Raw genomic sequence first — 15,260 nt, 5'->3', positions numbered from 1 at the left:
CCCGGTGGTTGTACGGCCCTCACCCTACGGCGACTACCACGGCCGCCCGGGAGCACCGGAACCTCGTCCCCGGGCAGTCATTGCAGTCATTTGACGCAAGCCACCCGTTCGAGCCGGCCGGAGGATGCCGCCATGGCCCTCGCCCAAGAGATCTCTCACCGCCCTCCCGACGTGCCGGGAGCGTGGCCGCTGCTCGGCCACATCGTGCCCGTCCTGCGGCGGCCCCTGGAGTTCCTGCCGTCCGCCGCCGCGTTCGGTGATGTCGTCAAGGTGCGTTTCGGGCGGCTTCCCGTCTACCTCGTCACCCATCCGGACACCGTGCGCGAGGTGCTCGTACCGGGCGACCTCGACTACACGCGGGGACGCATCTTCGAGAAGCTGGAGCCGGCGCTCGGCAAGGGCATCGCCACCGTGTCCGGCGCCGAGCACCGCCGGCAGCGCCGCCTGCTGCAGCCGGTCTTCACCCGCGAGCGCCTGATCGGCTACGCCACCGTCATGCGGACCGCGGCCGAACAGGTCACCGACTCGTGGCGGGACGGCCAGACACTCGCCATGGACGAGGTCATGAACGACCTGGCGCTGACCGCCCTCACCCGGAGCCTGTTCGCCTTCACCGCGCGCCCGGACACCGCCCAGGCGATCAAGGAGGGCATGCGGGCGCTCACCCACGGGCTGCTGCTGCGCACCGTGCTGCCGACCGCGTGGGAACGCGTCCCCACCCCCGGCAACCTCAGGTTCCGGCGCGCGATGGCCAGGATGCACGGCGCGATCGACGACGTGATCGCCGACTACCGGCAGGCCGGGCAGGACCGCGGCGACGTGCTGTCCGTCCTGCTCGCGGTACGCGACGAGGACGGACAGAGCCTGCCTGACGAGGAGATCCACGCCCAGGTGATGACGCTGGCCCTGACCGGGATCGAGGCGCCGGGGGCGGCGCTGGGCTGGGTGCTGTACGAAATCGGCCGCGACCGGGAGGTGGCCGGGCGCGTGCGGGCGGAGATCGACGAGGTGCTCGGCGGCCGGGCGGTCACCTTCGACGACCTGCCGGCACTCGAATACCTGGGCCGGGTGATCAACGAGGTGCTCCGGCTGCGCACGCCGCTGGTGTTCATGCGCCGCACGCTGACCGAGGTGCGCGTGGGCCGGATGGCCATCCCGGCGGGTTCGGAGGTCATCTACAGCCCGTACCTGCTGCATCATGACGCCCGCTGGTTCCCCGACCCGCTGCGCTTCGATCCCGGCCGGTGGCTGCCGGAGAGCTCCGGGCGCATCCCCAAGGGGGCGTACGTGCCGTTCGCCGCCGGGGCCTACCAGTGCATCGGCAAGCTGTTCGCCCTCACCGAGCTCACCATGGTGACCGCCGCGATCTGCGCGCACTGGACGTTCCGGCCGGCAGGGGACGCTCCGGTGCGCGAGGTCGCCACGGCCCTCGTACGCCCCGACCGCTTGCCCATGACGGTCCACCGGCGGACCCGTACAGCGCGTGGATAACCGCCGTGGACACCTATGAGCTCCCCGACCTGAAGCTGCCGTTCGCCACGGCCACCCACCCGCAGTCGGCCCTCGTCCAGGAGATGACGGAGCGCTGGTGCCGCGCCCGCGGCCTGCTGCGCTCCGCGGAGATCGTGGCCAAGTTCCGCGCCCTCGGCTACGGCCGGGTCATGTCCACCCTCTGCCCGCACGTCCCCCTCGCCGGCATGGCCCTGATCACGGACTGGAACAGCCTGTTCTTCATCACCGACGACCAGCAGAACAGCGCGAACACCACCGGCCGCACCGGACCGTACGAGGACCTCGTCGCCGGCATGCGCGCAATCGTCGCCGGCGACGAGCGCGCCGCGCGGCACCCCGGCCATCCGCTGCCGGACGCCCTGCGGGACCTGCTGGGCCGCACGCTGCCGGGACGTCCCCCGGCCTGGGTGTCCAGGTTCCGCCACAACCTGGACCTGTGGCTCGGGGGCCATCTCACGGAGAACTCCTACCGGGCGTCGGGCACCGTGCCCGGCGTGGCGGCCTACATCGCGGTACGGCGCGACGCCAGCACCGTGCTGCCCACGCTCGACCTCGTGGAGCTGGTGGAGGGCGCCACCGTGACGGACCCGCTCTACCGGACCCCCGAATACCAGACGCTGGTCCTGGGCACCGCCGACATCATGTGCTGGATCAACGACATCCACTCGCTGCACATGGAGCGCGACGACCCGATCAACTTCGTCACCGTCCTGGACCATCACCAGGGCCTCGGTGGCCCCGCCGCCGTCGCCGCCGTGGCCGCCCGCATCGCCGCCCGCGTGGCCGACCACCTCGCCGCGGCCGAGGCGTTGCCGGCCACGATGGACCGGCTGGGGATGACGGCCGCGGCGCAGCTTCCGGTCATGCGGTGCGTACGCGACCAGCAGTCGTGGGCCGCCGGCATGGAGAGCTGGGATCGCACGGGCACGATCCGCTTCGCGGCCTCGGAGATCCCCGAACCGGGCAGGACCGCCTCGTACGTGCAGGACCTGCTCGACCCACCCGCCGAAGGAGGTCGACCGTGACCGCCATCCCCTTCCCGCCCCCCTTCCGGCTCCCCGTGCCCGGCGAGCCGTTGCCGCTCACCCACGCCCGCTTCCGCGAGGCCGGTCCGGTCGTCCCCGTACGGCTGCCCGGCGGCGTCCACGCCTGGGCCGTGACCACGCACGCCGCCGTACTCGAGGTGCTGAGCGGCGACGACAAGCTGTTCGGCAAGCACTCCTCGCACTGGGGGGCACTGCGCGACGGCACGGTGCCGCCGGACTGGCCGCTCATGCCGCTGGTGCTCGGCGAGCACATGCTGGTACGCGACGGTGCGCAACACCGGCGGCTGCGCGGCCTGCTGTCCAGGGCGTTCACCCGCACCCGGGTCGAGGCGCTGCGCCCCTGGATGGAGGAGATGACCGACACGCTGCTGGACGAGCTGATCGCCCACAGCGACGGCGGCCGGACGCCGGTGGACCTGGTCCCGCTGTTCACCGAGCAGGTGCCGACGGCCGTCATCTGCGAGTTGTTCGGCGTTCCCGGCGCGTGGCGCGCCCCGCTGCGCGGCTGGACCCGGATTCTGGTGTCGCAGGACAGCTCCGCGGAGCAGATCCACGCCGCCGCCCGGGAACTCATGGCCTACCTGGGACGGCTCGCCGAGGAGAAACGGCACGAGCCGGGCGACGACCTCACCACCGCTCTGGTACGCGCCCACGACGACCAGGACCGCCTGTCCGCCGAGGAACTGGCCGACTCCCTGTTCCTGCTGCTCATCGCGGGTCACGAGACCGCCGTGCACCTGCTCGGTCACGCCATCGTCAACCTGTTCGCCCATCCCGGGCAGCTCGCCCGCGCCCGGGACGGCGACCTGTGGCCCGACGTCGCCGAGGAGACCCTGCGCCTGCGCCCGCCGATCGCGGCGGCGATCTTCCGGTACGCGCTCCGGCCGGTGGAGATCGCCGGCGTGCCGATAGCGGCGGGCGAGGCGCTGATGGTCTGCTTCGGCGCGGCCGCCACGGACGCCGCCCGCTACGGGCCCGACGCCGGTGCGTTCGACATCACCCGGGGAGAGCGGGATCATCTGGCGTTCGGGCACGGGGTGCACTCGTGCCTCGGGGCGCCCCTGGCCCGCATGGAGGCCGTCGTCGCGCTGCCGCGGCTGTTCGGCCGGCTGCCGCTGCTCAGGGCGGCCGTTCCGCTGGAGGAGATCCCGTACTCGCGGTCCTTCCTGACGTACGGGCCGCAGTCGATCCCGGTCTACACGGGCACCCGGCCGCTGACAGAAGACACGGCGGCCCCCTCCCTCGCGGCCGGGGGCGTGTCCGGCGCCGTCCGGCCAGAGGAGCTGAAGAGCCGATGACGAGCCTCGCCAAGGTCACGCAGACCCCTCGCACCACCGCGAGCGCAGAGAAGAGCGCCACACACGCGGCGGCGGGGATCCTGGAGCGCACTCGGCGGTTGATCGAGCCGGCACACCGGGCGGTGATCGACGGCTTTCCCGCCGAGATCCGGCGCATCGCCGGGTATCACATCGGCTGGTGGGACAGCGAAGGCCGCCCCACCGGCACCACCGGCAAGGCGCTGCGCCCCGCACTGACGCTCGCCTGCGCCCGCGCCGCGGCGGCCGGCAACGCGAGTGCGGAGAAGGCGGCGACCGCGGCGGCCGTGGCCGTTGAGCTGGTGCACGACTTCTCCCTGCTGCACGACGACGTGATGGACGGCGGCCTCACCCGCCGTCACCGGCCGGCGGCGTGGGCGGTGTTCGGCACCGCTCAGGCGGTCCTGACCGGCGACCTGCTGCTCACCACCGCGATCCAGCACGTCGGCGCCGCGGCGGAGCCGGGCGGCGGGGCCGCGGTGAAGGTGCTGGCCGCCGCGGTGCGGGAGTTGTGCGTCGGCCAGTCGCAGGATCTCGCGTTCGAGCGTTCCGGAGCGGTCGGCCTCGCCGAATGCCTGGAGATGGCCGAGGCCAAGACGGGCACGCTGATGGGCGCCGCGTGCGAGCTCGGCGCCCTCGCGGCCGGCGCCGGTCCGGCCGTGGCGTTGTCGCTGCGCGAGTTCGGCCGGGAGCTGGGACTGGCGTTCCAGCTCGTGGACGACCTGCTGGGGATCTGGGGCGATGGGCGGGCGACGGGTAAGCCGGTCCGCTCCGACCTGGCCTCACGCAAGAAGTCGCTGCCGGTCGTGGCCGCCCTGACCTCCGGCACCCCGGCCGGGGAACGCCTGGCCGGACTGTACGACCGGCCGCAGGAGCCCGACACGGCGTGGATCGAGCAGGCCGCTTGCCTGATCGAACGGGCGGGCGGGCGGCGATGGGCCGCCGCCGAGGCCAGGCGACGACTGGACGCGGCCCTGCGCGCCCTGCGCCGCGCCCATCCGGCCCCGGCCGCCGCCGCCGACCTGGAGGCTCTGGCCATGGTCATGACCCGTCGGGACCGCTGACGCCTTTGCAGAACGCTGCGTAGTGACCGGCTCAGGCTTGATCAGGCTATGCCGTGGGACGCCGTCGTGCCGATCCCGCGCAGCCATTCATCGACGACGAGGTAGTCGACCTCAGCGAGCGCCTCCCGCCCCGGGCCGCCGGGTTCCGGTCGGACCGTGGCGGGAGGTGCCCGCCTGCATCGGCTCCGTCAGAGGTCGCCGAAGTCGTCCGCGAAGCGTTCGGCCGAATACCGGCCGCGCCAGCCGTCGGCGCCCAGGTACCAGCCGGTGAGCTCGCCCCGCCCCGTCTCGGGCAGATCGACCCGGCGGCCGCCCTCGTCGGTGTAGGACAGGCGGAGCAGGCCCTGGTCGATGGCCAGCAGCAACTGGCTGACCGCCGCGTCCACGCAGTCGGGAATGACCGCGCGGACGAGGGCCAGGTCCTCCTCGGTACGGGCCTGAGGCCAGCGCGGGGCGGTGACCGTCCCCGCGGCCGGGCTCAGGTCCTGGTCGCAGCCGCGGATCGCGGCGTCTCTGACGTGTTCGACGAGAAGCCGGGCGAACTCTTCGACGGCGTTGTCGGGCATGTCATCTGCTCCACGGGACACGGGTGGGTCCGCTGACTCCGGCCTCCTGGAGCATGGCGATCGCCTTGTCGACGGTCGCCCTGGCCATGCCTTCCGGCATGCCCTGGAGCGTCAGCGCCTCGGTCTCGATCCTAGCCATGATGCTCCAGGTGAGGGGTTTTCCGGTGGCGAAGTGCTGCCGGTAGAGGGTGTGCTGGGCGCCGGTGATCCGGCCGTGGGACAGGCCGAGGCGGGCCAGCTCCGAGCGCGGCATCGCCGGGGCGGCGTTCTCGGCGTAGTTGGGCGCTCCCTCGAAGGCGCTCTTGGCGGGGATGTGGTGGCCGCCGCCGGGACCCCCGTAGGGCCTCAGCTCGGCCGCCTCGTCGGCGGCGGCGACCTCGTCCGCCGCCTGCGCGCCCTCCTCGACCGCGTTCGCGGCCGGGCGCGCGGAGGTGAGCACGCCGATCGCGTCCACGATCCTGCGGACGGGGATGAGGTCGAGCAGCGACCACCCGCAGGCGCTGGACCACAGGTCGCCGCCGGTGGCGCAGTCCACCCAGTCGCCCACGAAGATCTCCGCGAGCGCGGCGAGCGGGGCGGCGATGGCCGCGATCATGCCGATGGCGTGCGCCGGGGTCAGGGCGTGGCAGGGCTCTCCCGCCATCGCGCAGTACTCGTCGATGAGCACGGCCTCGGTGGGGTCGGCCGCCTCGATCGCGCAGCCGCCGCCCGCGCAGATGAAGGCGTCGATGACCTCCTGGTCGGTGAGCTCGTCGTCCTGCGCCTGCAACCCGGCCGGGTCGGACAGCGACGCCGGGTCGTTCCTGCCGTAGGCGTAGGGGTTGAGGCTCTGCGGCTCGGTGAGGTCGGCGAGCGGGTCAGGGGAGATGAACCGGGCCAGGACGGGGTCGTAGTAGCGGGCGTTGAGGTGGTTCAGGCCCGTGCCCTCGTCCTCGATCTGGCCGATCCAGCCGCGGTCCGTGCCGGTCGCCGCCGTGCTGCGCGGTTTGCCGTACGGCTGGTACGAGCGCGCCTGGGACGGCGTCGTCGCCCCGGACGGCACCGTGAGCTGGATCGAGCCCTGGTTGTCGGTGGCCAGGTACTCGACGCCGCCGCTGCCGCGCACCGCCGTGGTCATGCTCGCGAAGGAGTAGGTGCGGATCGCCTTGGTGCCGCCCGTGGCGGTCAGGGCCGGCGCGGAGGCCGAGCGGGTGATCTCGTGGTCCTCGATGTAGAGGGTCGTGCCGCTGGGGCCGCGGCGAAGCAGCCGGGTCCCGTCGGCGTCGTAGACGAACGAGGTGTCGCCGCCGGGATCGTCGATCTTGGTCAGCAGGCGTTCGGCGTTCCAGGTGAAGGTCTCGGTCTTGCCCGCGGTGGTGCGGGTGGCCAGGTCGCCGTTGGCGTTCCAGGTGTAGGCGCCGGACCCGGCCGCGGTGGGCGCGTGCGGGCGGGCCGAGCCGGCGGCGGGGTAGGTGTAGGCGACGGTGGTGGCGCCCTCGACCCGCCGCGTCAGGTTGCCGTCGGTGCTGTAGGCGTAGGTGTGGTCGTAGGGGTTGGGGCCGGTGCCGGGGGCGCCGCCCGCGCAGGCGCCGGCGGTGGTGTACGCGCGGGTCAGGCGGCGGCGCTCGTCATGGCCGAAGCACTCCCGCCAGGACTGCCCGTTCAGCGTGGTGTCGCGTTCGACCACGTCGCCGGTGGTGACGTCGTAGGCGAGCCGGACGTCCTGCGACACGCTGCTCCCGCCGCCGGCGCGCAGGCGGGACAGGCGCTGGTCGGCGTCGTAGTCGAAGACCCGGCTGAAGGGCACGGCACGCGAGCCCGACAGCAGCCAGGCGGGCCGCATGCGGTTGTCGTAGTTGGCGCCCCAGACGTACTCCTCGGCGCCCGTCATCGTCTCGGCCAGGCCGAGCGCGTTGTAGCCGGTGGTCACGGTCTCGGCGGGCAGGCCGCCCACCGCCGGGTAGGTGATCCGGGTCCGGTGGTCGGCGCCGTCGTAGCCGTAGCCGACGGTGTAGGAGCCGGACAGGCCGTCGACCCCGTTCGGGACGGTCCAGGTGCGCCCGGCAGGGCGTCCGCGGTCGTCGTAGCCGGTGACGTCGACGACCCACTCGCCGCTGGAGTCGTGGCGGGTGGAGCTGTCGGGCAGGCCGCGCTCGCCGGACGCGTCGTAGGCCCACGAGGCCAGCAGCGGGCCGGTGGCGGAGTCCCTGCGGCGCTCGGTGACGCGGTTCAGCGCGTCATAACGGGTGTGGACCTGGCTCCCGGTGGCGGTGGTGGCCCGGGTCTGGTTGCCGGCGGCGTCGTAGGCGTAGGTCCACGAGCCCATGTCCGGGTCGTTCATCGCGACCCTGCGGCCGCCCAGGTCGTAGGTGCCGGTGATGGTGTTGCCCGCGGGGTCCCTGACCGAGACGAGCCGGTCGGCCACGTCGTAGCCGTAGACGGTCGGCCGCCACGCCGTGCCCTCCAGCTCCTCGATCCTGACGGTGCGGTCGTAGGCGTCCTTCGTGGTACGGACGACGCCGCCCGCGGGCGGGTCCGGGGTCGTCCTGATCGTGTCGTGGGTGTAGTCCACGACGACGGAGCGCCGGTAGGCGCCCGCCGCCCGGCTGATCTCCCAGACGGGCCTGCGCAGCTCGTCGTAGGCCACGGCGACCTCGTTGGCCCAGCCTCCCGAGGGGGCCGGCAGGACGTTCTGCCCCGCCGCGCCGGGCAGCGCCTGCGGCTGCGTCACGGCCGCGACCAGGCCGCGGTCGTCGTAGGCGGTGTCGGAGACGATGACCCGGCCGGCCTCGGGCGAGAGCGTGTGGTCCTGCCGCTCGCGCAGCCAGCCGTCCTGGACGGTCCAGGTGTCGAGGTAGCGGGGCGTCCCGCCGGCGGTGTCCTGGAGCCTGCGGGTGCGGACCGCCGTGGGCTTGACCTTGTTCGGGTCGATGACGTAGCCGAACTGGTAGGACGCGGGCGCACCGGCCCCCTGCTCGGTCGGCAGGTGCACCGTGTCGATGCGGCCGAGCGCGTCGTACCCGATGACGGTCCTCTTGCCGCGCGGGTCGGTCTCGATCGCCGGCGCCTGCCGGGGCCGGAACCAGGCCGTGGTCGTGACGTGGCCCAGGTGGTTGGTGACCGTGGTGGTCGCCGGATGGCCGATGCCCGGGGTGTAGGACGTCCTGGTCCTGTTGCCGTTCGGGTCGGTCTCCTGCAGCGGGCGGCCCAGCGGGTCGTAGGTCGTGGCGGTCGTGGCCCACGCCCCGGCCGAAGTCAGCTTCACCCGCGAGCCGGTACGGTCCCCCTTCGTCGCGGGCGCGACCCCGAACGCGCCGCCGTCGTAGGCGTACTCCTCCTTGGCGACCTCCGCCCCTTCGCAGGTGGTGCCGGCGTAGCGGGTCACCGAGGCCGGGAAGTCCAGCATCCACCGGTCGGCGTTGACCACCGGCACCGTCCAGGTGCAGCGCTCGTCGCCGGTGACGTGGGTCCAGCCGTGCTCGATGAGCCGGTCCGGCGTGCCGAGCAGGCCGTTGTAGACCGTCTGGGTGCGTTTGCGCAGGAAGCCGCCGGTGGCGGGGTCGCGCAGCCGGCTGACGGTGTCGGCGGGCGCGACGAACCAGGCGTCGTCCAGCGGGTCGGGCCCGGCGGCGTCCACGGTGCGGTGGGCGTGGTAGCCCCGCACGGCGCCCGACTCGACGGTGCCGTTGGCGCGCGGCGACTGCTCGTCCAGGATCTGGCCGGCCAGCCAGTTCTCGTCGCGGGCCCCGGTGACGGTGCCGTCCAGGCTGGAGGTGGTCACCACCCGGGAGCCGGGGCCGGGGAAGGCGTCCCCGGCGAGCCGGTCGCCGTTCATGCCGCGGAACAGGCGGTAACGGGTCCTGCTCGTGCCCTGCGTGACCTGGACGTCGGCGTACCCGCGCCACTCGGACCAGGTCTGGCGGGCGTTGGGCGTGAACTCGTCGCGGTCGTGGTGCCACGCGGCGCCGGGCAGGCCGGCCTGCACCTGGTCGCCGTACTGGTAGGTGGTCGCCATCGCGGGGCCGCCGCCGAGCGGGTCGCGCTGCTCCACCCGGGTGACCAGGTACTTGTGGAAGACGGCGAAGCCGGCGGCGCCGCCCTCGGGGGCGTGCCAGTGGGAGAAGCAGTCGCGCGTGTTCAGGTGCCAGTTCGGCGGGTCGGGCAGGGCGGCGGGGCACGGGTGCGGCCGCCCGTACGCCACGTGGATCTCGCCGCCGTACTCGTTGGTGACGATCGCGATCCGGTAGTGCGGCATCGCCGCCGCCCCGCCCGCCGTGTCCGCCCGGTTGGCCAGCGCGACCGGCCAGAACGTCACCGGCGGCAGGGTCAGCGGCGTCGGCACGCTGTGGCCGGTGCGCTGGACGGAGTTCAGGTACAGCTTGCGGTCGCCGGGACGGTTCGGGTCCGGGTCCGGCAGGCCGTGCGCGAGCCGTACGGTGTCGATCTTGACGAACCCGTTGTCGTCCACGTAGGTGGTGATCTGGCTGTAGCGCAGCGCGGTGAAGAAGGTCGGGCTGTGCTGCGTGCAGACGGCGGTGAAGCACATCAGGTCCACCGGCGTGTCCGGGTAGGAGGCCGCCGTCGCGGCCGTCGGCGCCGGGCACTCGTCGTCGAGGTTCAGGCAGCGGTAGCGGGTGGTGTACTCCACCTTCGCCGCCGGGGCCGTCTCGCCTGCCGCGCGGCGCTGGCCGTAGCTGATGGCCTTGAGCGCGCCGGCGCGCACGTACTCGGTGTGCTCCAGGCCCGGCCACCCGTTCAGCGCGGCGTAGTGGCCGATCTCCCTGCTGTACTCCCACTGCTGTACGTTGTCGTGCGGGTCGATGACCAGGTCCAGGTTCCACCGCCACGCCTGCGCGCACCACGGGACCGGGGTCGCGGTGTGGCACGGCTCGCCGGCGTCGTCGCCGAAGACCGGCACCGTCCACACCGAGTCGGTGCGCCGGCCGGTGTCGGGGTTGACGCCGCGGCCGAAGAAGTACTGGACGCCGTCGGGGGTGGTGACCTTCCAGTGCTCGCCGTCGGCGTCGCCGTTGTCGGCGCCGGTGAGCTGCTCGACCTTCCAGCGCGGGTCGTTCTTCAGCCGCCACTGCGGCGGGCTGGTGCCGGCCATGGGCACCAGTTCGGCGGCGTGGCCGTTCAGTGAGATGGTGGCGTTGGCGGACTTCCAGCACAGGTCCGCGTACACCTGCCCGTCGTCCAGGCAGGAGTTGTAGCGGCGCTCGACGAAGGAGTCGGCCAGGTCGGCCCAGCCGACCCCGACCGGCCCGCCCTGGGTGTTCTTGCCCGAGACCAGGCCGTCCACCGCGCCGGAGGAGTACCGCAGGCCGACCTTCGGGGTCGGGCCGGCGGGCGCCTTCGGCTCCGGTACGTCGTAGGTGTAGGCGAACTCGCCCGAACCGGTGCTGACCTGCCAGTCGCCGGACAACGACAGCGGGGTCGCCTTGTAGGAGCCCTCCTCGCCCTCGGGCGCGGCCATGACCGCGAGCACCGCGGCGCGGGCATCCCTGGCGGGGGCCCGCGCGGGCGCGCCCGCGGCGGGCGGGGCGGCCGGCGGCGTCAGCGCGGTCAGGTCGGGGACGGACGCGGTGAGCCGGGAGGCGGCGCGTTCGTTACGGCTGGGCACCACGGTCGCGCGGGCCGCGCAGCCGGCGGGCACGGGGTCCTCCAGGGCGCACGGCGGCAGCGCCACCAGGCGTAACCGCCCCGCGTACCCGCCCCCGAAGCGCTCGGCGAAAGCCGAGTAGTCGATCGACAGCGAGACGGGCAGCGCCGTCTCGCCCAGCGGCGCGCCGCCCTGCCCGGACACGCGGAACACCATTCCGGGCGCTCCCGCGCGGGCGGCGGCCGTCTCGTCCAGCACCTCCACCCGCAGCCGCCGCCCGGTGGCCGCCGGACCGGCCGCGGCCAGTTCGACCGGCGTGCCCTGCGCGCGCCGGGCGACGGCGGCGGCGCCCAGCGTGACCTCGGCGGAGGCCGCCGCGGGCAGGTTCCGCGAAGGGGCCGCGGGCGCGCGGTCGCTGCGGATCGGCTGCGCCGAGCGTGGCTGCTCCATCGGCGGTGACGCCGGCGGGTTCCCGCCGGTGTCGAGCCGGTCGGCCGCCGCCTTCCAATCCAGCGGCGGCTGCGCCGCCACCGCCTCGACGGGGGCGACGACCAGGCCGGCCAGCATCAGCGCGGCGACGGTGATCACCCGGAAACGTAACGAGACACGCGACGACCCGGACATGGCGCCTCCATGGCGGGAACCTGATGTGACGACGGCAGGACTGCCCGGGGTGCTGCCGGGTGGTGCTGAGGGTGGTGCCGTCCTGTCCCCAGGCGCCCGAAGCTTAGGACGGGCGAGTCATAGATCCCTCATAAAACCGACATTCAGCCGCTATTCGCCCATGGCCTCCGGCGAGCCGACGCGCGTGAACAGGTCACGGGCGCGAGCGCGGGCCGCGTCGGCGGCGGAGCGGTCACCGCGCGCGGCGTGCACGTCGCCCAGCGCCCGGTACGCCCTCGCCTGCCACAACGGCGTGTCGATCGCGCCGAAGATCTTGATCGCCTCCGTCAGGTAGCCGATCGCCTGGCGGAACTCCCCGCGCCGATGGTGCGCCAGGGCGAGCGCGGTCCTGATCCGGCCGTCCGTCAGCGGCTCGCCGAGCGGCCGGTTCAGCTCCATGGCCTGCCGGAACAGGCCCGAGGCGGCCCCGAGCGCGCCGGTGTCCAGCCGGACGAGGCCGAGCCCGTAACGCGCCTCGGCCTCCTCGCGCGGGTCGGCCAGCTCCTCGGCGATGGCCAGCATCTCCTTGAAGTCGGACTCGGCCCGGTCCACCTCGCCTGCGCCGAGATGGAGCTGGCCGAGCCAGTACAGCACCTCGGCGTGCACCCGCCGGTCGCCGCCGCGGCCCGTCACCAGGGCCCGCTCCAGGTGCGGCCGGGCCTGCTCCGGCCGGCCGATCTCCACCAGGAGCTGGCCCAGCGAGCGCAGCAGCAGCACCTCCGCGCCGAGGTCGCCCGAGGCGCGGTGGGCCCGCAGCGCCTCCTCGTGGAAGGCCACGGCCTCGTCGTAGCGGCCGATCATGCCGTCCACGTGCGCGGCCACGCCCAGCGCGTACACCAGGCCCTGCCGTTCGCCGAGTTCGCGGAACGTGCGCACCGACTCCTCCAGCACCACGGCCGCCTCGGCGTAGTCGTGCCGGTAGGCGCCCAGGAAGCCCAGCCCCATGAGCATGGTCGCGGTCCCGCGCGCGTTCCCCGCGCGGCGGGTGCACGCCAGCGCCGCCTTGAGCGTCTCCTCCCAGTCGTCGTTGTGGCCGCGGGTCAGGAACAAGGTGTACGTGCTGCTCACCAGGTCCCAGCAGAGCTCGTCCAGCCCGGCCGCGGCGGCCTGGTGCACCGCCATGACGAGGTTGAGGCGTTCGCTGTCGTACCAGGCCAGCGGGTCCTCGGGCAGGCCGGGCAGTCCGGTGGTCCAGCGCGGCGCCCCGCCGTGCAGCACGGCGTAGTCGCCGCCCGAGACCGCGATGTGGGCCTGCCCGGCCAGCGCCAGCCAGCCGCCCAGCGCGCGGGCGAGCCCGGGGCCGGGGTCCTGCGCGCCGGTCTCCCTGGCGAACAGGCGGACGAGGTCGTGCAGCCGGTACCTGCCGCGTCCCGCGCCCGACGGCTGCAGGAGCTGGGCGTCCATCAGCTCGTCGATCAGCTCGTCCGCACCGGCCGCCGTCGTGTCCAGCAGCGCGGCGCACACCCACGCGGCGAACTCGGGCGCGTACAGGTGGCCGAGCAGGCCGAACAGCCGCCGCGCCCGCGCGCTGAGCCTGCCCAGGCTGACGGCGAGCCCGGCGCGTACCTCAAGGTCGCCGTAGGAGAGCTCGTCCAGGCGGCGGCGCTCGTCGGTCAGGCGGCCGGCCAGCTCGGCGAGCGGCCAGTCGGGGCGGGTCACCAGCCGTGCCCCCGCGATGCGCAGCGCGAGCGGCAGATGCCCGCACAAGCGGGCCAGCTCGTGGGCGGCCTCCGGCTCCGGGGCGACCCGGTCGCCGCTCACGATGCGCGCCAGCAGCTCCACCGCCTGCGGGCCGTCCAGGACGCCGAGCTCGACCAGGCGCGCGCCGGGCAGTCCGGCCAGGCGGGAGCGGCTGGTGACCAGCACGGCGCAGCCCGGCGTACCGGGGACGAGCGGCCGCACCTGCGCCTCGTCCACCGCGTTGTCCAGGACGACCAGCAGCCGCCGGCCCGCCATCGCCGAGCGGTACTCCTCGGCCCGCTCCTGAAGGGCCTGGGGGATCTGCGCGCCGTGCGCCCCGAGCGCGCGCAGGAAGCGGGCCAGCACCTCGGCGGGCTCGGCCGGCCGCGCCTGGCCGCCGCCGCCGAGGTCCACGTACAGCTGCCCGTCGGGGAACCCGCCCGACAGCCGGTGGGCGACGTGCACGGCCAGCGCCGTCTTGCCGACCCCGGCCTGGCCCGCGATGGCGGCGATCACGACCGCGGTGGAGCCACCGGCGCCGGCCAGCAGCTCCTCCAGCCATCCGGCCAGCTCCCGCCTGCCGGTGAAGTCGGCGATGTCCGGCGGGAGCTGGCGGGGGCGGCGCCGGGCCTGCGGCGTGGCGACGGGCGGCTCAGGGGGCGGGTCGAGCGTGCCGGTCAGGATGCTCCTCTCCAGCTCGCGCAGCTCCGGCCCCGGCTCCAGGCCCAGGTCGGCCACGAACGCCGCCCGCGCCCTGTGGTACTCCGCCAGCGCCTCGGCGGTGCGCCCGGCCCGGTGCAGCGCCGTCATCAGCAGCGCGCGCGGCGATTCGCGCAGCGGGTGCTCCTCCACCAGCGCCGCCAGCTCGCCCACCACCTCGTGGTGCCGGCCCAGCCGCAGGTCGAGCGTGAGACATTCCTCCAGTACGGCGAGCCGGTCCTCCTGCAGCCGCCGCGCCCCCGCCACCACGAGCCGCCCGTCCAGGTCGGCCAGCGGCGGTCCCCGCCACAACGCCAGCGCGGCACGCAGGCGGGCGGCGGCCTCGGCGCCGCGCCCCGCCCGCGCCAGCCGCCTGCCCTCCTCCGCGTGCCAGTGGAAGGACAGCAGGTCCAGCTCCTCCCGCGAGACCCGCAGCAGGTAGCTGCCCGGCCGGGTCTCCAGCGTCTCGGCCGGCACCCCGCCGCCGGTCAGCGTCCTGCGCAGGCGGCCCACGCCGTTCTGGATCTGCCTGCGGGCGCTGGGCGGGGCCCGGTCCGGCCACAGCGCCTCGACCAGGAGGTCGACCGGGACGAGCGCGTTGGCGCGCAGCAGCAGGACTCCGAGCAGCTCACGCTGGCTGCGCCCCGGGACGGGAACCGGTCGCCCTGCGGCCGTCACCTCCAGCGGGCCCAGCACTCCGAACCAGGCAACGGCGTACACGTGCTCCTCCGAGGACGGCAGCCTCGCCGATCATGGGGAGTTTAACGCGTTCCGGTGAGCGCGGCTCTGCCTCGATTGACAGAATCCTCGCCGGATATTTCCCCATCTCACAAATCTCGCAGGCAGGGCCCCGCCGGCTTCGGCTGGAGCGTCCTGCCGTGCGGCGGGTACGTCATGGCCTCTCCTGATTCGGGGGCCGAATCAGCATCCGGCCATCGCGTGGCGCTGGTGTTCACCAGCGCTTCTTCGGACCGGATGTCGGTCGATGCGGTCGTGCAGGAGCTGGACGCCTTCCTGCGCGGGTAGGCGGCGTACTTCAAGTACGGCCACTCCACGATCCGCATCGGCAAGGTCAGGTGCTACGCGATCCAACGGCTGGCGATCTTCATCGGGAAGCGACACAAACGCCGACG

Annotated in this window: 8 protein-coding genes; 5 read left to right on the top strand and 3 right to left on the bottom strand. The window is 74.0% G+C overall.

Features of this window, described 5'->3' with window-relative positions:
* The first annotated feature begins 132 nt into the window (after positions 1-132).
* From AB0I81_RS00240 to AB0I81_RS00225, 4 genes are read left to right on the top strand one after another with little or no spacing between them, the layout of a single operon-like run.
* The gene (locus AB0I81_RS00240) at positions 133-1,491 is read left to right on the top strand and encodes a cytochrome P450 (protein ID WP_360647330.1); all 1,359 of its coding nucleotides are present in this window, start codon (positions 133-135) and stop codon (positions 1,489-1,491) included.
* Positions 1,492-1,496: 5 nt separating this feature from the next.
* Positions 1,497-2,537 (top strand): hypothetical protein, encoded by a 1,041-nt coding sequence (locus tag AB0I81_RS00235; protein ID WP_360647327.1) that lies wholly within the window; start codon positions 1,497-1,499, stop codon positions 2,535-2,537.
* Positions 2,534-3,856 (top strand): cytochrome P450, encoded by a 1,323-nt coding sequence (locus AB0I81_RS00230; protein ID WP_360647324.1) that lies wholly within the window; start codon positions 2,534-2,536, stop codon positions 3,854-3,856. The genes AB0I81_RS00235 and AB0I81_RS00230 overlap by 4 nt, the downstream gene beginning before the upstream one ends.
* Entirely contained in the window at positions 3,853-4,938 is a 1,086-nt protein-coding gene (locus AB0I81_RS00225; protein WP_360647321.1) for a polyprenyl synthetase family protein, read from the top strand. Before AB0I81_RS00230 ends, AB0I81_RS00225 begins: the two co-directional genes overlap by 4 nt.
* A 188-nt stretch (positions 4,939-5,126) precedes the next feature.
* Here AB0I81_RS00225 and AB0I81_RS00220 read toward each other — a convergent pair whose 3' ends face one another.
* From AB0I81_RS00220 to AB0I81_RS00210, 3 genes are all read right to left on the bottom strand, one after another.
* The gene (locus AB0I81_RS00220; protein WP_360647318.1) at positions 5,127-5,504 is read right to left on the bottom strand and encodes a hypothetical protein; all 378 of its coding nucleotides are present in this window, start codon (positions 5,502-5,504) and stop codon (positions 5,127-5,129) included.
* 1 nt (position 5,505) lies between these two features.
* Complete coding sequence (locus AB0I81_RS00215) at positions 5,506-11,709, bottom strand: RHS repeat-associated core domain-containing protein (protein WP_360647315.1); 6,204 nt, start codon at positions 11,707-11,709, stop codon at positions 5,506-5,508.
* Positions 11,710-11,859: 150 nt separating this feature from the next.
* A complete protein-coding gene (locus tag AB0I81_RS00210; RefSeq protein WP_360647312.1) occupies positions 11,860-14,847 on the bottom strand; it encodes a BTAD domain-containing putative transcriptional regulator in 2,988 nt (995 codons plus the stop codon).
* A 174-nt stretch (positions 14,848-15,021) separates the two neighbouring features.
* Here AB0I81_RS00210 and AB0I81_RS00205 point away from each other — a divergent pair, with 174 nt between their 5' ends.
* Positions 15,022-15,153, top strand: a complete 132-nt coding sequence (locus AB0I81_RS00205) for a hypothetical protein (RefSeq protein ID WP_360647310.1) — start codon at positions 15,022-15,024, stop codon at positions 15,151-15,153.
* The last annotated feature ends 107 nt before the right edge of the window (positions 15,154-15,260 follow it).

This window comes from Nonomuraea sp. NPDC050404 (genome assembly GCF_040655495.1).
Classification (GTDB): domain Bacteria; phylum Actinomycetota; class Actinomycetes; order Streptosporangiales; family Streptosporangiaceae; genus Nonomuraea.
This window is presented reverse-complemented; position numbering and strand designations above follow the sequence as displayed.

What these genes read in the sequence shown, in the direction of transcription:
- AB0I81_RS00240 (WP_360647330.1), top strand. Translation starts at nt 133, where the DNA reads ATGGCCCTCGCCCAAGAGATCTCTCACCGCCCTCCCGACGTGCCGGGA.
- AB0I81_RS00225 (WP_360647321.1), top strand. Translation starts at nt 3,853, where the DNA reads ATGACGAGCCTCGCCAAGGTCACGCAGACCCCTCGCACCACCGCGAGC.
- AB0I81_RS00220 (WP_360647318.1), bottom strand. Translation starts at nt 5,504, where the DNA reads ATGCCCGACAACGCCGTCGAAGAGTTCGCCCGGCTTCTCGTCGAACAC.
- AB0I81_RS00215 (WP_360647315.1), bottom strand. Translation starts at nt 11,709, where the DNA reads ATGTCCGGGTCGTCGCGTGTCTCGTTACGTTTCCGGGTGATCACCGTC.
- AB0I81_RS00205 (WP_360647310.1), top strand. Translation starts at nt 15,022, where the DNA reads ATGGCCTCTCCTGATTCGGGGGCCGAATCAGCATCCGGCCATCGCGTG.